The sequence below is a fragment of the Actinocorallia sp. API 0066 genome (assembly GCF_020991275.1).
Classification (GTDB): domain Bacteria; phylum Actinomycetota; class Actinomycetes; order Streptosporangiales; family Streptosporangiaceae; genus Actinocorallia.
Genome location: NZ_JAJLQY010000008.1, coordinates 26,283 through 44,404, shown reverse-complemented (window position 1 = coordinate 44,404; position 18,122 = coordinate 26,283). Strand labels below are relative to the sequence as shown.

The 18,122-nt window shown below is 73.7% G+C and carries 16 protein-coding genes; 7 read left to right on the top strand and 9 right to left on the bottom strand.

Going from position 1 to position 18,122, the window contains the following annotated elements; genetic code table 11:
* Positions 1-551 precede the first annotated feature (551 nt).
* Positions 552-2,048 (bottom strand): pyridoxal-phosphate dependent enzyme, encoded by a 1,497-nt coding sequence (locus tag LO762_RS33955; RefSeq protein ID WP_374201581.1) that lies wholly within the window; start codon positions 2,046-2,048, stop codon positions 552-554.
* A gap of 79 nt (positions 2,049-2,127) precedes the next feature.
* Positions 2,128-2,724, bottom strand: coding sequence for a TetR/AcrR family transcriptional regulator (locus tag LO762_RS20615; protein ID WP_230617489.1), 597 nt, complete (start codon positions 2,722-2,724; stop codon positions 2,128-2,130).
* Between the two features lie 150 nt (positions 2,725-2,874).
* On the opposite strand from LO762_RS20615, the gene LO762_RS20610 reads away from it, so the two are divergent.
* Genes LO762_RS20610 through LO762_RS20600 form a run of 3 tightly spaced genes read left to right on the top strand, consistent with a single transcriptional unit; the run spans position 2,875 to position 5,911 of the window.
* Positions 2,875-3,630 (top strand): SDR family oxidoreductase, encoded by a 756-nt coding sequence (locus LO762_RS20610; protein ID WP_230617488.1) that lies wholly within the window; start codon positions 2,875-2,877, stop codon positions 3,628-3,630.
* Positions 3,630-4,820, top strand: coding sequence for an acyl-CoA dehydrogenase family protein (locus LO762_RS20605; RefSeq protein WP_230617487.1), 1,191 nt, complete (start codon positions 3,630-3,632; stop codon positions 4,818-4,820). The genes LO762_RS20610 and LO762_RS20605 overlap by 1 nt, the downstream gene beginning before the upstream one ends.
* Complete coding sequence (locus LO762_RS20600) at positions 4,817-5,911, top strand: acyl-CoA dehydrogenase family protein (protein ID WP_230617486.1); 1,095 nt, start codon at positions 4,817-4,819, stop codon at positions 5,909-5,911. Before LO762_RS20605 ends, LO762_RS20600 begins: the two co-directional genes overlap by 4 nt.
* Positions 5,912-5,961: 50 nt before the next feature.
* Here the strand turns inward: LO762_RS20600 and LO762_RS20595 are convergent, their stop codons facing one another.
* Positions 5,962-6,291 (bottom strand): branched-chain amino acid transporter permease, encoded by a 330-nt coding sequence (locus LO762_RS20595; protein WP_230617485.1) that lies wholly within the window; start codon positions 6,289-6,291, stop codon positions 5,962-5,964.
* A complete protein-coding gene (locus LO762_RS20590; protein ID WP_230617482.1) occupies positions 6,291-7,058 on the bottom strand; it encodes an AzlC family ABC transporter permease in 768 nt (255 codons plus the stop codon). The genes LO762_RS20595 and LO762_RS20590 overlap by 1 nt, the downstream gene beginning before the upstream one ends.
* Before the next feature lie 132 nt (positions 7,059-7,190).
* Here LO762_RS20590 and LO762_RS33130 point away from each other — a divergent pair, with 132 nt between their 5' ends.
* Positions 7,191-7,574, top strand: coding sequence for an Lrp/AsnC family transcriptional regulator (locus LO762_RS33130; protein WP_374201583.1), 384 nt, complete (start codon positions 7,191-7,193; stop codon positions 7,572-7,574).
* 41 nt (positions 7,575-7,615) lie between these two features.
* On the opposite strand, the gene LO762_RS20580 is transcribed toward LO762_RS33130, so the two are convergent.
* Both LO762_RS20580 and LO762_RS20575 read right to left on the bottom strand, forming a co-directional pair.
* Positions 7,616-8,536 (bottom strand): TIGR03564 family F420-dependent LLM class oxidoreductase, encoded by a 921-nt coding sequence (locus LO762_RS20580; RefSeq protein WP_230617478.1) that lies wholly within the window; start codon positions 8,534-8,536, stop codon positions 7,616-7,618.
* Between the two features lie 82 nt (positions 8,537-8,618).
* Entirely contained in the window at positions 8,619-9,821 is a 1,203-nt protein-coding gene (locus LO762_RS20575; RefSeq protein WP_230617476.1) for a CdaR family transcriptional regulator, read from the bottom strand.
* Between the two features lie 162 nt (positions 9,822-9,983).
* Between LO762_RS20575 and LO762_RS20570 the strand changes: the two genes are divergently transcribed.
* Positions 9,984-10,904, top strand: coding sequence for a triacylglycerol lipase (locus tag LO762_RS20570; protein ID WP_230617475.1), 921 nt, complete (start codon positions 9,984-9,986; stop codon positions 10,902-10,904).
* 72 nt (positions 10,905-10,976) lie between these two features.
* Here the strand turns inward: LO762_RS20570 and LO762_RS20565 are convergent, their stop codons facing one another.
* Complete coding sequence (locus LO762_RS20565; protein ID WP_230617474.1) at positions 10,977-12,461, bottom strand: MDR family MFS transporter; 1,485 nt, start codon at positions 12,459-12,461, stop codon at positions 10,977-10,979.
* Between the two features lie 163 nt (positions 12,462-12,624).
* Here LO762_RS20565 and LO762_RS33575 point away from each other — a divergent pair, with 163 nt between their 5' ends.
* A complete protein-coding gene (locus tag LO762_RS33575; protein ID WP_308104252.1) occupies positions 12,625-13,413 on the top strand; it encodes a hypothetical protein in 789 nt (262 codons plus the stop codon).
* Between the two features lie 6 nt (positions 13,414-13,419).
* On the opposite strand, the gene LO762_RS20555 is transcribed toward LO762_RS33575, so the two are convergent.
* Positions 13,420-15,306 carry a propionyl-CoA synthetase gene (locus LO762_RS20555; RefSeq protein ID WP_230617472.1) on the bottom strand — a complete coding sequence of 629 codons (1,887 nt, stop codon included), beginning with the start codon at positions 15,304-15,306 and terminating at the stop codon, positions 13,420-13,422.
* Between the two features lie 180 nt (positions 15,307-15,486).
* Between LO762_RS20555 and LO762_RS20550 the strand changes: the two genes are divergently transcribed.
* A complete protein-coding gene (locus LO762_RS20550; protein WP_230617470.1) occupies positions 15,487-16,446 on the top strand; it encodes an alpha/beta hydrolase in 960 nt (319 codons plus the stop codon).
* Positions 16,447-16,455: 9 nt separating this feature from the next.
* On the opposite strand, the gene LO762_RS32675 is transcribed toward LO762_RS20550, so the two are convergent.
* Positions 16,456-17,997, bottom strand: a complete 1,542-nt coding sequence (locus tag LO762_RS32675) for a TetR/AcrR family transcriptional regulator (protein ID WP_308104250.1) — start codon at positions 17,995-17,997, stop codon at positions 16,456-16,458.
* Positions 17,998-18,122 lie beyond the last annotated feature (125 nt).

The following is an 18,122-nucleotide window of genomic DNA, read 5'->3' as shown; positions in this document are numbered from 1 at the left end:
CACGCCCCGCCCCGCCACCCCGCACCACGCCACGCCACGCCACGCCAGGCAGCGCCACGCAGCGCCACGCAGCACCACGCCACCCCGCGCCACGCCACGCCACGCCATGCCACGCCACCCCGCGCCACGCAGCGCCACGCCACGCAGCGCCACGCAGCACCACGCCACGCAGCACCACGCCATGCCATGCCATGCCACGCAGCACCACGCCACCCCGCGCCACGCCACGCCACCCCGTGCCGCGCCGCGCCACGCAGCGCCAGGCAGCGCCACGCAGCGCAGCACCACGCCACGCCACGCCACGCCACGCAGCGGATCGTTGCTCCACCCGAGTCCCGTCCTCGCGAGGTATATCGGTGCCTCCCGTGCCTGCCCTTGTGGAGCGGATCAGTGCCGGTTCTGTGCCTCGCGCTCGTGGGGTGGGGTGGGGTGGGTGGGATCTTGCTGTTGGGGAGATGTGGGATCTTGACGGTGACAGGATTTGGGGGTCGAGGTTGGCGGGCCGGGATCTTTGCGTTGGCAAGATCTGGGATCTGGGCGTTGTCAGGAGGTCAGGCGGGGATCCAGTCGGTGTTGGCGCCGCAGATGACCAGGCAGGGGTGAGCGTCGGGAACGGCGCCGATGAGCCAGGCGGCGAGGGGGGCTGCGGCGGCGGGTTCGGCAGCGATGCGGAAGTGCTCCCAGAGGAGGTCTCGGGCGGTCAGGAGGTCGGTGTCGGAGACCAGCACGGAGCGCACCCGGGTCCCGCCCACGGCCTGGACCCCAGTCCTGGTGCTGGCCCTGGTGCCGGTTCCGGTCCTGGCCTCGATTCCAGCGCTGGTTCCGGCTCCGGCCCCAGTGCCGGTGCTAGTTCTGGTGCTGGCCTCGCTGCCGGCGCTGGTTCCGGCCCTGGCCTCGAATCCAGTGCTGGTTCCGGTGCTGAGTTCGATTCCGGCTCTGGCCTCGGTGCTGATGTTGGTGCCGGTTCCGGTGCTCGCCGCGGTTCGGGCTCTGGCCTCGGTTCCGGTGCTGGCCTCGCTGCCGGTGCTGGTTCCGGCCCTGGCTCCGGTCCCGGTGCTGAGATCGGTTCCGACTCTGGCCTCGATTCCGGTGCGGTCCTCGGTTCGGGCTCTGGCCTCGGTTCCAGTGCTGGCCTCGCTGCCAGTGCTGGTTCCCGCCCCGGTCCCGGTGCTGGTTCCGGTGCCAGTGCCGGTGCTGGGCTCGGTTCCAGTGCTGGCCTCGCTGCCAATGCTGGTTCCCGCCCCGGCCCCGGTCCCGGTTCCGGCTCTGGCCTCGGTGCTGGTGCTGGTGCTGGGATCGGTTTTGGTGTGGGGCTCGGTTCTGGGGGTGGTGAGGAGGGTGTGGGGGAGGGTGCCTAGGCGGGTGGCGCCTAGGGCGGAGGCGGCGATGGAATCGATGGGGGTGTCGACGGGGTGGCCGGCGGCCAGGGCGGCGGCCAGGCAGTGGCAGCCGTGGGGTTCTACGGCGACTGTGGAGCGGGGGCCCGCGGCCAGGACGGTGCCCGCGACCAGTCCGCCTCCGCCGACGGCGACGACGATGGCGTCGACCTCGGGGGCGTCCGCGACGATCTCGGCGGCGAGGGTGCCCTGGCCCGCGATCACGTCCGCGTCGTCGTAGGCGGGCAGGTAGCGGCGCCCCGGACGGTCGGCGGCCTCCACGGCGGCGGCAGCGGCCTCCGCGTAGGTGGAGCCGTGCCGTACCAGCCGCGCGCCCGCCGCCTCGATCCTGCGCGCCTTGCCCTCCGGGACGGTGACGGGCACGTACACCGTAGCGGCGACGCCGAGCAGGGACGCGGCCGTCGCGACGCCGAGCCCGTGGTTGCCGCCCGAAGCGGTGACGACGTGCGCCGGGGGCGGCCCGGCGAGGATCGCGTTGAGCGCCCCGCGCAGCTTGAACGAGCCGCCGCGCTGGAGGTGTTCGAGCTTGAGCAGCAGCGGCCGCCCGTCGAGTGAGGCTTCGAGCAGCGGCGTCCTGCGCGCGTACGGGGCGATCGCCCGCGCGGCGGCGGCGACGTCCGCGAGCGACGGCACTCGCATGGTGACTGTCATGCGCCCATCGTGGTCCCGCCCGGCATCAGGCGCCAGCGGCGGAGCTCAGCTCGCCCAGGCCGCCCGAGCTCCTGAGGCGTCAGGCGGCGCCGACGATGCGTAGGGCGATCTGTACGTACCCTTCGGCGACGTCCTCCGGCGTCCACTCCCCCGTACCCCGGTACCAGCGGGCGATGTCGATGCCGAGGGAGAGCACCGCGACCGCGGCGATCTTGGCGTTGGGCACGTGGAAGGCGCCCGCCGCGACGCCCCGCTCGACCAGCGCGCGGATCTCGCGTTCGATGCGCCGCCGGATCGTCCTGATCTCGGCGAGGTGTTCGGGGCTGAGCGCGGCGAGCTCGTAGTTGACGATCCGCGCGCCGGTGTGGTCGCGGGCGTGGTGGACGGCGAAGTCGTGGACGACCCGCCGCAGCGCCGCCACCGGGTCGTCGGACGAGCCGATGGCCTCCTCGACCAGCCGGAGCGTGGACTCGTGGCCGGATCTGGAGATCAGGTAGAGCAGCTCCTCCTTGGACCTGTGGTGGACGTAGAGGGCGGCGGGGCTCATCCCGGCGGCGGTGGCGATGTCGCGGGTCGTGGTGCCGTGGAACCCCTTCTCGGCGAACGCGGTGACGGCCGCCTTCATGAGCCGGGCGCGGGTGGCGTCGGCGCGGGGAAGGTCGGAGGTGTCGGGCATCGCGTCCATCCTCTCCGAGGATCGGGGTCGGGGTTGACGGGAAAACCGTACTGCTGCACCCTGGCCTCACCATTCTAAGCGAGCGCTTAGTAACCTCGGGTCGGGGCGGCTGCGCGCCCCGCGACCGCGACGCACGACGGAAGAGCAGTCATGACCTTGAGATTCACAGGACGCACCGCGATCGTCACCGGGGCGAGTCGCGGCATCGGCCTCGCCATCGCCGAGCGGCTGGTGGCGGAGGGCGCGAAGGTCGTCATCACCGCGCGCAACAAGGACGCGCTGGACGAGGCGGTGGCCGGTCTCGGCGGCCCTGAGCACGCGCTGGGCGTCGCGGGCCACGCCGACGACGTCGAACACCAGGCGGAGACCGTCAGGCGGGCCGTGGAGGCGTTCGGGAGCGCGGACCTCCTGGTCAACAACACGGGCATCAACCCGTCCTACGGTCCGATGATCGACCTGGACCTGGCCGCCGCCCGCAAGACGTTCGAGGTGAACTGCCTGGCGACGATCTCCTGGGTGCAGCAGGCGTACCAGGCGTGGATGCGGGAGCACGGCGGGTCGGTGGTGAACGTCACATCGGTGGCGGGGATCAAGCCCGCGCCCGGCATCGGCTTCTACGGCGCGACCAAGGCGATGCTGGGGCACATCACCCAGGAGCTCGCGGTGGAGCTGGGCCCTGACATCCGCGTGAACGCGGTCGCCCCTGCCGTCGTCAAGACGAAGTTCGCGACGGCCCTGTACGAGGGACGCGAGGAGGAGGTCGCCGCGCCGTACCCGCTGAAGCGCCTCGGTGTGCCCGACGACATCGGCGGCGCCGTCGCGTTCCTGCTCTCCCCCGACGCGGCGTGGCTGACGGGCCAGATCCTCGTGGTGGACGGCGGCCTGACCCTGACCGGAGGCGTGTGATGTCCGAGACCGCACGCGATGACGTGCGGGCGCGGGTCACCGCCTTCCTGGCAGAGCACGACCCCGCCACGACCGAGCCGCTGACGTTCCTGCGCGCCCGCTACGACGCCGGGCTCGCCTGGGTGTCCTACCCCGAGGGCCACGGCGGGCTCGGCCTGCCGCAGGAGCTCCAGCCCGAGGTGGACCGGCTGTTCGCGCGCGCGGGCGCGCCCGGCAACAACGTGCGCGCCAACGGCATCGGCCTCGGCATGGCGGCCCCGACGATCCTGGCGTTCGGCACCGAGGAGCAGAAGCGGCGCTTCCTGCGGCCCCTGTGGACGGGCGAGGAGATCTGGTGCCAGCTGTTCAGCGAGCCGGGCGCGGGCTCCGACCTCGCGGCGATCGCCACCCGCGCGGTCCGCGACGGCGACGGCTGGGTCGTCAACGGCCAGAAGGTGTGGACGTCGGGCGCGCACAACTCCCGGTGGGGCATCCTGGTCGCCCGGACGAACCCCGACGTCCCCAAGCACCAGGGCCTCACGTACTTCCTGTGCGACATGACCGACCCGGGCGTCGAGGTCAGGCCGCTGCGCCAGATCACCGGCGAGGCCGAGTTCAACGAGGTCTTCCTCACCGACGTGCGGGTGCCCGACGCGCACCGGCTCGGCGCGGAGGGCGAGGGCTGGCGGGTCGCGAACGCCACGCTCAACAACGAGCGGGTCGCGATCGGCAGCGGCGGCGGCGTCCCGCGCGGGGGCGGCATGGTCGGTGTCGTCGCCGACACCTGGCGGGCGCACCCCGAGCGCAGGACGCCGGAGCTGCACGACCGACTGCTCACGCTGTGGGTCGAGGCGGAGGTCGCGCGGATCACCGGCCTGCGGCTGCGGCAGAAGCTCAAGCAGGGCCAGCCGGGCCCCGAGGGCTCGGCGATGAAGCTGACCTTCGCCAGGCTCAACCAGCGGCTGTCCGGCCTTGAGGTGGAGCTGCTGGGCGAGGACGGCCTGCGCTACTCGGACTGGACGTTCGTGCGCCCCGACGGCGTGGAGTTCACCGGCCGGGACGCGGGCTACCGCTACCTGCGCGCCAAGGGCAACTCGATCGAGGGCGGCACGTCGGAGATCCTCCGCAACATCGTCGCCGAGCGGGTCCTCGGGCTTCCGTCGGAGCCGCGCGTGGACAAGGACATCCCCTGGAAGGAACTCGACAAGTGAGCGACCTCGACCTGCTGTTCACCGACGTCGAGGACGACCTGCGGGCGTCGGTCCGGGCGCTGCTCACCGACCGGTGCGACCCGGCGTCCGTCGCCGCGCTCTACGACGGCGACCGCGCCGTGGTGGCCGGGCTGTGGAAGGCGCTCGCCGCCGACCTGGGCCTGGCCGGGCTGCTCGTGCCGGAGGAGCACGGCGGCGCGGGCGCGTCGGCCCGCGAGGCGGGGGTCGTGCTGGAGGAGCTGGGCCGGTTCGCCGCGCCCGTGCCGTTCCTCACCAGCGCCGTCGTCGCGACCGTGGCGCTGGCCGACGCCGTGGGGCCGCTGCTCGCGGAGCTGGCGGCCGGGGAGAAGACGGCGGCTCTCGCGGTGCCGCTGTCGGCGTCCCCGTACACGCCGGTGCCGCTGCCGGTGCGGCGTGGTCCTGACGGGCTGCTGCACGGCACGGCGACGAGTGTCGCCGGGGCGTTGGAGGCCGATGTCCTGCTCGTGCCCGTCCGGGACGGCGCGACCGTCGCGCTGTACGCGGTCGGCGCCGACGCGGTGGCGCGCACGCCCGTCGTGTCCCTCGACATGACGCGGCAGCTCGCCGACGTCGTCCTGGACGGGGCGGCCGGGGAGGTCGTCGTGGCCGACGCCGAGGCGGCGCTCCGGCGGGCCCTGCTGACGGGCGCGGCGCTGCTCGCCTCCGAGCAGGCGGGCCTGGCGCAGTGGTGCCTGCGGGCGACGATCGCCTATCTGAAGGAGCGCAGGCAGTTCGGGAGGGTCGTGGGCGGCTTCCAGGCGCTCAAGCACCGGCTCGCCGACCTGTTCACCGAGGTGGAGTCCGGCGGCGCGGCGGCCCGGTACGCGGCGGTGGCGCTCGCCGAGGGCGCGCCCGACGCGGAGCTGGCGGCGGCCGTCGCCCAGTCGTACTGCGGGGAGCTCGCGGTGCACGCCGCCGAGGAGGCGGTCCAGCTGCACGGCGGTATCGGCATGACGTGGGAGCACCCCGCCCACCTCTACCTGAAGCGCGCCAAGGCCGACCAGATCGCCTTCGGCACGCCCGGCGCGCACCGCGCGCACCTCGCCGGGCTCGTCGACCTCCCCACCTGATCCACACCGCGCGCGGGGCCCTGAACGCGATGTCCGGGGCCCCGCGCGCGTCAGGTCTGCCAGAGGGTCGCGAGGGTGACGTGCAGGGCTGTCGCGCCCAGGATGCTGACGACCGCGTTGCGCGTCCGCAGGTGGAGGAGGACGGCGGCGGCAAGCCCCAGGGCCGTCGGCGCGAGCGTGCGCCAGGTGCCGGGGTCGACGTCGCGCAGCGTGTACAGGACGAGGATCAGCATGAGGCCCACCGGCATCTGCAGCGACAGCGCGCGCAGGGCGGCCGACCTGCGCAGCGGGGCCAGGACGGCGAAGGGCAGCGCGCGCAGGCCCCAGGTGATGCCCGCGCTGACGGCCACGGCGGAGACGAGATAGAGGGTGCCGGACATCAGGACGCGCACCTCTCCGGCACCGGCGCGGCGGCGGCCGGGACGGGCACCGCCAGCGCCTCGGGCACCACGAGGAGCCGGGCCGCCTTCCGCCGGGCCAGCGCGTGCCGGGCGAGCAGGCCCGCGGTGAACAGGCCCATCGCGGTGAGGAGCGGCGTTCCCGGGGTGAGCGCGGCGGCGACGGCGAAGCTCGCCGCCGCCAGCAGCGGGACGGGCGGGTCGCGCCGGGCCCGCCACGCGTCGAGCGTGAGCACGACGAACAGGGCGGTCAGCGCGAACTCGAGGCCGTGCAGGGCGGCCGGGACGAGGCCCCCGGCGAGCGCGCCGAGCGTCGCGCCCGCGACCCAGTAGAGCTGGCAGAGCGCCTGCATCCACAGGATCCGGGCGCCGCTCCAGCCACGGGCGCGGCCCCCCGCCGTCATCGCGTACGCCTCGTCGGTGAGCGCGAACGTCGCGTAGGCCCGGCCGAGCGGGCGGACCTGCCGCAGCGGGAACGACAGCGCGTAGAACAGGTGCCGGAAGTTCACCAGCAGCGCCGTCACCGCGATCTGGCCGAGCGGGGTCGCGGCGGCGACGAGGCCGAGCAGCAGGAACTCCAGCGATCCGGCGTACACGACGGCGGCGAAGACCGTGGCCCACCACCAGTCGAGCCCCGTGTGCACCACGAGGACGCCCAGGCTCACGCCGAGGGGGAAGAGGCTCAGCCCGACCGAGGCGGTGTCCCCCGCCGCCGCGGCGAAAGCCCCGCGAACCCGTGCGTCATTCATGAACGCAATAATAGTTCGAAACGCCGCTAATATGGTTTCATACCATTATGGAATTGAGGCCCTGTGCGCAACTATCCAGAACTCGATCAGGTGGATCGTGAAATTCTGTTCCACCTGGCCGAGGACGGGCGGATGTCGAACGTGGAGCTGGCCCGGCGGGTCGGGCTGACGCCGCCGCCGTGTCTGCGCCGGGTGAAGCGCCTGGAGGACGCGGGGGTGATCACCGGCTACCGGGCCGAGGTGAACCCCGAGGCGTTGGGCCGTTCGCTGGAGGTCGTGCTGTCGGTGGAGATCGCGGTGAACAACCTCCAGACCGTCGAGGAGTTCGAGGCGCGCGTCGCGGCGCTGGACGCGGTGCTGGAGTTCCGGCGCATGTTCGGCAGGCCCGACTACTACATCAGGGTCGCCGTGGCCGATCAGGTCGCTTACGAGCGGTTCCTGAGCCAGGAGATCATGCTGCTTCCGGCCGTCTCCCGGGTGGATTCACATCTCACCATGAAGCGCATCAAGGGCTGACCGTGCGCGGGCCCCGTAAGGCCGGGGCCCGCGCGTCGACGTCAGGAGCGCTGCTTGTTCAGCTCGCCGATGAGCTTCCAGGTACGGTCGGCCGCTTCCGGGCCCGCCAGGTCGGTCTGGCTGAACACGACCTCCGTCGCGCCCGCGTCGAAGTACCTCGCGACGGCGGCGGCGATCGCCTCCTCGTCGCCGATCTCCACGAGGTCCACCGCACGCTCCGCCCCCGACAACGCGATGACGCGCTGGTAGGAGGGGACCTGGTCGTAGAAGGCCGTCTGCCGGGCGGCCTCCTCGCGGGTCTCGTCCACCTTGTCGGTGACGACGGCGGGCAGCACCGCGATCACGCGCGGCCGCGGCCGTCCGGCGGCCTCGGCGGCGGCGGTCAGGCCGGGCACGATGTGCTCGGCGAGCGCCTTGGGCCCGGCCAGGTAGGGCAGCGTGCCGTCCGCGAGCTCCCCGGTGACGCGCAGCGACTGCGGGCCGAGCGCCGCGACGAGCACCGGCACCGGCGGCTCCGCCCCGGCGAGCTTGCCCGGGATCGGGGTGGACGCCGTGATCAGCTCGCCCTCGAACTCGACCTCGCCGTCCGCGAGGAACGCCCGCAGCGCGGTGAGGAACTCGCGCAGCCGGGCGGCGGGCCGCTCGAACGGGGTGCCGAACACCGGCTCCACGAACGCGCGGGCGCCCAGGCCCAGGCCGAGCTGGAACCGTCCGCCGGTCGCGGCCTGCGCGGTCTGCGCCTGCGCGCCGACGAGCAGCGGGTGCCTGCCGAACACCGGGACGACGGACGTGCCCACGGTCAGGCCCGGCACCTCGCGTCCGATGATCCCGGCCAGCGCCACCGCGTCGTAGTCGAACCGCTGCGCCAGCCACACCGAGCCGATGCCCTCCTCGGCCGCCCTCCTTCCGCGCTCGACAGCGCTGTCGACGGCGTTCGCCGTGCCGGTCACCGAGAGAACCACACCAAGAGTCATAACCCGACTAACCCGACTGGTTTACTGCGCATTCCCGATGGCCGGATACGGCCGCGACGCCGGAGGCCGGTCAGACGGTACGGGCGGCGAGAGCGGCCGTCAGGGTGATGCGGTCACGGTGCCGGGTCGGGTCGAGGCCCGTCAGGACCGCGACCCTGCGGATGCGGTAGTCCACGGTGTTCGGGTGGATGCGGTAGCGGGCGGCGACCTTGCGACGGTTCAGGTCGGTGCGCAGGTAGAGGCCGAGCGTGTCCAGCAGCTCCGGTTTGTCCGCGATCGGGGCGAGGAGCGCGGCGAGCCTGTCCCGGGCGGGCCCCGGACGGGTCAGCTGGTACTCGATGAGCAGGTCGTCAAGCGTGTACGCGCCGGGCGGACGATCGAAGGCGAGCGCCACGTCACGCAGCTCCGCCGCCAGCCGGGCCGCCTCCGGCACCCCCTCGGGCGCCGCCTGGACCGCCCCCGCGACGACCGGCGCGCCCGCCGTCCCGCTCAGCGCCTCGACCAGCGCCGTCGCCCACCCGGCGTCCAGCTCCGCCGTGGCGCGCGGCAGCAGCACCAGCCCCCGGTCGGCGTGCAACCGGACCAGCACCTGCTCGCCCAGCCTGCGCTCCAGCTCCGCCCGCGCCCTGCGGATCTTGCGCCGGGCCGCGACCGACCCGTCGACGTCGGCGCGGCGCTCGTCCGCGTGGGCGCCGAGGGACAGCGCGAGCACCAGGTAGGCGGGCGGCAGGTCCGCCCCCGACAGGCTCGCCGCGGTGTGCGCGTCGGCCCCGTCCAGCAGCGCGGACAGCAGCCGCTGCCGGGCGTCGCCGCGCTCCCCGATGAGCGCCTGCCGCTCCTCCAGGTATCCGGCCGTCACCTCGGTGACGCTCACCCGCAGCGTGTCCAGCAGGAACCCGTACGCGACCGCCAGCTCCTCCGGGGCCAGGCCGGGGCCCAGCATCTCCACGCACGCCTGCGCGCCCAGGTGGTAGGCGTTCACGACCGCCTCGATCGGGATGCCCTCCTCCGCGCGGCGTGCCGCCGACGCGCGCAGCACCGCGCGGTGCTCGAGCGGGAACGGCTCGCCGGTGTCCAGCACCCGGGCGAACGCCCGGGTCGTCCGCTCGATGACGGCGCGGACCTCGCCCGCCATCTCCTCGGCGGGCAGCCTCCGGTACTCCGCCAGCTCCGCGACGAGGCGTCGCGTGACCGTGTCGGCGAGGCCGGACACGTTCGCGAGGACGCTGCGCGCCGCGGCCCGGCGCGCCCGGTCGGTTTTGTGATCCGTCACAGCGGAACCCCCGGAAACTCTGGCTGATCTCCCAGCGTGCGGTCACCTGACTCCGCTGGATCATAAAGGCACCGGTAGCTCCCGTGAACGGCGTCACACGCCGGGGACGTCCGGCGCCCGCTCCTCGGGCATCCCACCCCCCACCCGCGAGGAGACCTCCCGATGCGTCACCGAATCCTGTCCGCCGTGACCGCCGCCGTGCTCGGCGTCGGCGTCGTGGCGGCGCCCGCCCAGGCGACGGGCGACCTGCCCGTCGGCACCCTCCAGACGGCGGTGTCGAACTTCCTGACCAGCCCCGGCAAGGTCGCGGGCGCCAACGACTGGGACTGCGTGCCGTCCCCCGAGCACCCGACGCCGGTCGTGCTCGTGCACGCGACGTTCGTCAACCTCGGCTCGAACTGGGCGGTCCTGTCGCCCACTCTCGCCAACGCCGGGTACTGCGTCTACGCGTTCAACTACGGCATGACGGTGCTGTCGGCGGGCCGCGTCGGCGGGCTCGGCGACATCAGGGCGTCCGCCGACAAGCTGCGGCAGTTCACCGACCAGGTGCTGCAGGCCACCGGGGCCACGCAGGTCGACCTCGTCGGGCACTCGCAGGGCGGGCTGATGCCGCACTACTACCTGAAGCGGCTCGGCGGCGCCCCGAAGGTCCGCGCGTTCGTCGCGCTGGCGCCCAGCAACCACGGCACCACGCTCAGCGGGCTCACCACGCTCGGCCGGAACCTCAACCTGCTCGGCTTCGCGAACAGCGTGCTGACGCTGCTCGGTGCCAAAGCCCTCGTCCAGCAGGAGGTGGACTCGTCCTTCCAGCGCGACCTGTTCGGCGACGGCGACACCGTGCCCGGCCCCCGCTACACCGTCATCCAGACCCGCCACGACCGCGTCGTCACGCCCTACACCAACGCCTTCCTCAACGGGCCCGCCGTCCGCAACGTCCTCCTCCAGGACCAGTGCCCCGGCAACCCCGTCGGCCACATCGGCCTCTTCGCCGACGGCCCCGCCCTCCAGAACGTCCTCAACGCCCTCGGCCCCGACGACCCCGCCTTCCAGCCCACCTGCGTCAACTACGGCCTCCCCCTCTAGCCCTTCCCTCCCGCGCGCCCGCCCCGCTCAGGGGACGGGCGCGCGCCCCTTTCCACCGGAAGGGGATCCGGGTCAGTGGAGGGCGGGGGCGTCGGGGGCGGAGGGTGGGCGGCGGACGAGGGTGGCGAGGAGGGCGGCGACGAGGGCGAGGCCCGCGCCCCACAGGAAGGCGTCCTGGATGCCGGAGGTCAGGGCCCGCAGCGGGGAGACGCCCGCCTCCGTGTCGGCCTTGGAGCTGACCGTCATGATGGTGATGAACAGGGCGGTGCCCGCCGCGCCACCGAGCTGCTGGAGCGTGTTCAGGATGGCGCTGCCGTGCGAGTACAGGGCGGGCTCGACCGAGCCCAGCGCCGACGCCATCAGCGGCGTCATCGCGAGGCTGAGGCCGAGGCTCACCAGCACGTGCGTCACCACGGCGAACACGAGCGGGGTGTCCGCTTCGAGCAGGCCCATGCCGACCAGCGCGACAGCCATCGCGAGCATGCCGGGCAGCACGAGCGGGCGCGGGCCGAACCTGTCGGCGAGCCGTCCGACGAGCGGCGCGATCAGACCCATCGCGAGGCCGCCGGGCAGCAGCAGGAGACCGGTCTCCAGGGTGGTGAGGCCGCGGACGTTCTGCAGGTGGATCGGCAGCAGGATCAGCGCCCCGAACAGCGCGCCCATGCTGAACACCAGCATGACGATGCCGACGACGAAGTCACGCCCGCCGAAGGGCCGCAGGTCGAGCAGCGCGGCGTCGTGCCGCTGGAGGCGCGTCTGCCGGTGCGCGAACAGGGCGAGCGCCACCGCGCCCGCGACCAACGGGACGGCCGGGGAGACCGGGGCGTGCCCGGCCGCCGACTCGCCGATGCCGCTCAGCCCGTAGATCAACCCGCCGAACGCGACGGCCGACAGCAGGAACGACGGCACGTCGAACCGCGCCGCGCGCCGCTCCTCGTCGGTGTTCCGCACCAGGACGACGCCCAGCGCGACGGTCAGCAGCGCGATCGGAAGGACCGCGAGGAACAGCCACCGCCAGGACAGCGACGACAGGATCAGCCCGGAGAACGTCGGCCCGACGGCGGGCGCGACGGCGATGACGACCGTCACCATGCCCATCATGCGGCCGCGCCGGGACGCGGGCACCAGGGTCATGATCGTGGTCATGAGCAGCGGAAGGATCAGCGCGGTACCCGACGCCTGGACCGTCCGCGCGACGAGCAGCACGCCGAACACCGGGGCGAGGCCCGCCAGCAGGGTGCCCGCCGCGAACAGCGACGTGGCGGTGAGGAACACGGTGCGGGCGCTGAACCGCTGCAGGATCAGCCCCGTCGTCGGGATGATCACCGCCATGGTGAGGAGGTAGCCGGTGGTGAGCCACTGCGCGGTGGCCGCCGTGACGGTGAACTCGGTCATGAGCCGTGGCAGCGCCACACCCATGACCGTCTCGTTGAGGATCATCACGAACGCCGCGAGAAGGGGCAGCCCGATGGCGATCCTGACGTGCCTGGGCATCACCTCATCACCATCACCGGCGGCTGGTGTCTTGGCGACGTCGAGGTCGATGGTCTGCTGCACGTCGGGGGAAGCCTCTCTCGTCGTTCGGGGGACCGGCTCGGGGGGCGGGACCCGACGCAGTCTAAGAGTCGCCAACGACAAAACAGCGCCGCGCATTTCCCCCCGGCCGAACTATCCGAAATACCCGTTCACCCCGCCTCGCCCCTCCTGCCACCCTTGACCCATGAACAAGCCATGGACCACCCCCGAGCGGGTGCAGGCCGAGCGGGCCCGCCTCGAAGCGTCCCTGGACGGCTGGCGCCGCCCCCTCGCGCACGGAGTCGTCCACGAACTCGACGGCGAGCTGACCGTCCAGCGGGTCAACCTGGACGGCGAGGGCGTCCTGTCCGCCGCGGCCCTCGCCGCCGTCACCGGGCACCGCTCCGGCACCGCCGCCGTGCCGCTCACGCCCGAGCGGCTCGATCAGGCGATCGCGCTGCTCAGCCCGGCCGAGGCGTGCGCCGACCTGCCGCACCCGAACCTGTGGACCTGGCGGCTGCTGCGCCGCGAGCCCCTCGGCCGCGCCCGCCTACACGCCGTGTTCGCCGACCGGATCGACGACCCGGACCCGGCCGACCCCGTCGTCCGGGCCTTCCTCGCCGCACTCCACCGGGGCCGCACGGAGCACCCGGACGGCACCACCACGCTGTGGCGTCCGGTGGGGCCCGCGGAGCTGGACCTGCTGCGCGGCGCCGACATGCGGGCCTGGCCGCCGCGGCTTCCGGACCAGCCGATCTTCTACCCGGTGCTCAACGCGGCGTACGCGGAGACGATCGCGCGGGAGTGGAACGTCGAGTCCGCGGGTTCAGGGTTCGTCACCCGGTTCCGGGTGGAGACGGCCTTCGCGCGGCGGTATCCGACGCGGCAGGCGGGCGGGGCGGAGCACCTTGAGCTGTGGATTCCGGCCACGGACGTCGCGGAGCTCAACGCGCGGTTGCACGGGCCGGTCGAGGTGGTCACGTCGTTTCCGTGAGCCCGGCTACTCGGCGGGGCGGCGCAGGAGCGGGGTGAGGGCGTCCAGCACGGCGGGGTCCTCGATGGTCGGCGGGACGGGTTCGGGCCGGTCGGCGGCGATGCCGCGCATGGTGCGGCGGAGGATCTTGCCGGAGCGGGTCTTCGGCAGGGCCGGGACGACGGCGACGTCACGGAAGGCGGCCACGGCGCCCACGTCGCGGCGGACGGCGGCGACGAGCTCCGCCCGCAGCTCCTCCTTATCGACCTCCACACCGGACTTCAGGACGACGAGCCCGTACGGCAGCTGGCCCTTCAGCGCGTCCGGCACGCCGATGACGGCGCACTCGGCGACCGCCGGATGGGTCGCCAACGCCGCCTCGATGGCACCCGTGGACAGGCGGTGGCCCGCGACGTTGATGACGTCGTCGATGCGGCCCATGACGAAGAGGTAGCCGTCCTCGTCCAGATAGCCGGAGTCGCCCGTGTGGTAGAAGCCCTCGTGACGGCTCAGATAGGAGGCGACGAACCTTTTGTCGTCGCCCCACAGGGTCGCCAGGGCGCCGGGCGGGAGGGGCAGCCTAATGACGATCTCTCCCTCACGGCCCGGCTCGACCGGTGCGCCCGACTCGTCCACGATCCTGACGTCCCAGCCGGGCACCGGCACCGTCGCCGACCCCGGCTTGACCGGCATCGGCTCCAGCCCGCGCGGGTTCGCCGCGATCGGCCAGCCCGTCTCGGTCTGCCACCAGTGGTCGGTGACGGGCACGCCCAGCACGTCCGACGCCCACTGGTACGTCTCGGGGTCGAGCCGCTCCCCCGCCAGGAACAGCGCCGTCAAGGAGGAGACGTCGTACTTGGCGAGTTCCGCGGCCTTCGGGTCCACCTTCTTGATGGCGCGGAACGCGGTCGGCGCCGTGAAGATCGTCTTCACCCCGTACTCCTCCACGATCCGCCAGAAGGCGCCCGCGTCCGGCGTCCCGATCGGCTTGCCCTCGTAGACGACGGTCGTCGCGCCGACCAGCAGCGGCGCGTACACGATGTAGCTGTGGCCGACGACCCAGCCGACGTCGGAGACCGTCCACCACACGTCGCCCGCGCCCACGTCGTACACCGCGCCCATCGACCAGGCGAGCGCCACCGCGTGCCCGCCCGCCGTGCGCAGCACCCCCTTGGGACGACCGGTCGTGCCGGAGGTGTACAGGATGTACAGCGGGTCGGACGAGGCGACCGGCACCGGCTCGGCGGGCTCGGCGGAAGGCACCACGGCCGCCCAGTCCACGTAGCCGGGCTGGCCGAGATCGGCCGGGTGCGCGTCGCGCTGGAGCATGAGGACGTGTTCGGGACGGTGCCCGCTCAGCTTCAGCGCCTCTTGGAGGATCGGCTGGTAGGCCACGATCCGGTTCGGCTCCAGCCCGCACGACGCCGCCACGACGACCTTCGGCTCCGCGTCCTCGATCCGCGCGGCGAGTTCCTTGGGGGCGAACCCGCCGAAGACGACCGAGTGCACCGCGCCGAGGCGGGCGCACGCCAGCATCGTCATGACGGCCTCGGGGACCATCGGCATGTAGACGACGACACGGTCGCCCTTCCGGACGCCCAGGGAGGCCAGCGCCCCGGCCACCCGCGCCACCTCGTCGCGCAGCTCGCGGTAGGTGTGGGAGCGTTTGGCGGGCACCATGGCGGAGTCCCAGATGAGCGCGGTCCGGTCGCCGTGGCCCGCCTCCACATGACGGTCCAGGGCGTTCGCGCAGGTGTTCAGTTCCCCGCCGGGAAACCACCGGTGGAAAGGCGCCTCCGAGGCGTCCAGGACGCGCGTGGGCGGTGTGGTCCAGTCGACGAGCCCCGCCGCCTCGCCCCAGAACCCCTCGGGGTCCGCGAGGCTCCGCCGGTACGCCTCCGCGTAGGCACCCACGGCCGTCCCCTCCCGCTCGTCCTGCCTATCCGTCCTTGCTATCGAACCACCACCCTGTGAGCCAGGGCACAAGGGCCCCTTGCCCGGCGTTGATGGGCCGGGGTGGAAGGTTGACGGGGCGGGTTCGACGGCTTAGCCTCGCGCGAGGTAAGCGAGTGCTTGCTTGGTGGGAGGTGCCGGGTGGCGGTCACGGTGGAGGAGCGGCGGGGCATCGGCCTGGCCGCGCGGATGTTCGTGTTCCTGCTGCGGTTCTGGCTGCGGCCGCTGCTGCGGTTCGGGCCGCTCACCCCGCGCGGGCTGCGGTTCGCGCCGATGATCGACGCCGTGTCGCGGGTGCTCGTCGCGCCGCGCCGGACGGTCACGGTGCCCGTCCCGTTCGACGGGTTCCGCGCGGAATGGGTGTACGGCCCCGGCGTGGCCCGGGAGCGCGGCGAGCGGGTGATCCTCTACTTCCACGGCGGCGGCTTTGTGCTGGGCGGGCTGCGCACCCACCGGCGTCTTGTGGCGCGGCTGTCGGCGGCGGCCGGGGTGCCCGCGCTGTCGGTCGCCTACCGGATGGCGCCCTCGGTGACGCTGCCCGCGACCGTCGCGGACTGCGTCGCGGCCTACTGGTACCTGCTCGACCAGGGGTACACCGCCGACCAGGTCGTCATGGCCGGGGACTCGGCGGGCGGCTACCTCACCTTCGCGACGCCGCTCCAGGCCGTCCGGGAGGGGCTGCCCGCGCCCGGCGGCCTCGTGGCGCTGTCCCCGCTCACCGACCTCGACCACACGGGCAAGCTCGCGCACGCCAACGCCCGGCTCGACTCCTACATCCCGAGCGCCCGGCTGCCGCTGCTGAACGCGCTGCTGTTCGCGGGCGGCGCGCCCGAACCGCCGCACTCGCCCGTCAACGGGGAGCTCGCCGCGCTGCCGCCGACGCTCATCCACTGCGGCTCGACCGAGGTGCTGCGCCTGGACGCCGAACTCATGGCCGAGCGGCTGGACGCGGCGGGGGTGCCGGTCACCCTCGTCGTCTGGGACCGGCAGCCGCACGTGTTCCAGATCTTCGCCGACTTCTGCCGCGAGGGCCTGCTGTCGCTCACCGAGATGGGCGCGTTCGTCCGGTCGCTGCCCTCCTCCGCCGACCGGGCCGCCTGACGCCCCGGCTCAGCCGTCCGGGAGGGCCAGGACGCGCAGGGTCGCCTGGACGAGGTGGGCGCGCATCTCCTCGAACGGGAGGATCAGGTCGGTGCTGCCCGCCGAGCCCATGACGACGCAGCCAAGAGCCGTCCAGGCCCGCAGCTCGGCTTCCGGCGCGCGGGAACGGCCCGCCATCGCGTCGAGCAGGACGGCGGCGAGGTCCACCGGGCCGACGAGGATCTCGCTGACCTCGGGCACGTCCGACAGGAGCAGCGCGACCTCGCGGCGGTACCGGAGCGCGATCTCCACGAACCCCTCGACCGCGACCCGCGCCACCCTGTCGTCGGGCACCGCGTGCAGCCGCCCGTTCAGCTCCACGACGCCCTGGATCGCGGGCGTCAGCAGCTCCCGCAGGATCGCCTTCTTGTCCGAGAAGTGGTACAGCACCGACGCCTTGGAGCAGCCCGCCGCGCTGGCGATCTCCTGCAACGACGTCCCCCGGTAGCCGCGCTCCACGAACAGCACGAGCGCCGCCTCCAGCAGCTGCCCGTGCAGCGGCGCGTGCCCCCGCCCCGCGGCGACGGCCTCCACGGCGGTGCCCTCCCCGCTCCCCCGCGCCGCCGAGTGCCGCCCGAACCCGCACAGCATCCCGAACGACCCACGCCCTGAGCCGCCCTCCCCGTCCGCGATCAGGCCCGAGACCGGATCAGCGAAGCCGCCGGGGACCCCCGGAGCGCCGGACGCCGGATCCGCGACGCCGTCGAAGCCCGAGGCGGCCCGGACGGGCGGCGGCCCGGCGGTACCGGGCGCCGGGAGGCCGTCGAAGACCGAGGCGGCCTGGGCGGGCAGGGGCGCGGCGGCGTCGGACGCCGGGAGGCCGTTGCGGGTCGGGGTGGCCCGGACGGGCGGCGGCGCGGCGGCGTCGGACGCCGGGTCCGGGGTGCCGTCGCAGGCCGGGGTGGGGTTCAGGGCGGTGGCGACGGCGTCGAGTTGGGGCCAGAGGGCGGCGCTGAGGGTCGCGGCGGGTTCGGGGTGGGGGCGGGCCAGCCAGTCGGCGGCGGTGCCGAGGAGGGCGCCCGCGAGGGCGGCGGCGCGCGGGTCGGGCGGCGCGGCGCCGGGGTCGGCGCCGGTGAGGCCGTGCTGGAGGGCGGCGGCGAGGCGGTGCCGCACCGTGTCGATCACGCGGGCGCTGCCCTCGGGGCCGAGCAGCGCCCGGTAGAGGTCGGCGTGCTCGGCGACCCGGGTGAACAGCGCGGTGAGCGCGTTCCGGCCGAGCGGCTCGCGGGACGGCGCCGGGCCGGGCGGCACCACCGGGGCGGCCGCGACGATCGCGTCGCACATCGGCGCGCACGCGGCCGCCGCCAGGTCGTGCACGTCGGTGTAGTGCTCGTAGAACGTCGAGCGGTTGACGTCGGCGCGCTTGGTGACGTCGGACACGGCGAGCTGGCCGAGGCCGCGTTCGGCGACGAGGTCGAGCAGCGCCTCCCGCAGGCGCGCGCGGGTGCGCTGCGTGCGGCGGTTCCCCCGCGCCGGGGCGGCGGGGGACGGTGCGGCGGGGCGGTCGGTCACCCCTCCACGGTACCGTTCCCGACGACTGTCGGAAAACCAACATCTGTCGGCAAATGATGGCCCCAAAGCCCACGCTCCGCGATCACCGCCCGCCAGAAAGCCACTCTGCGCAACGGGCGTATGAG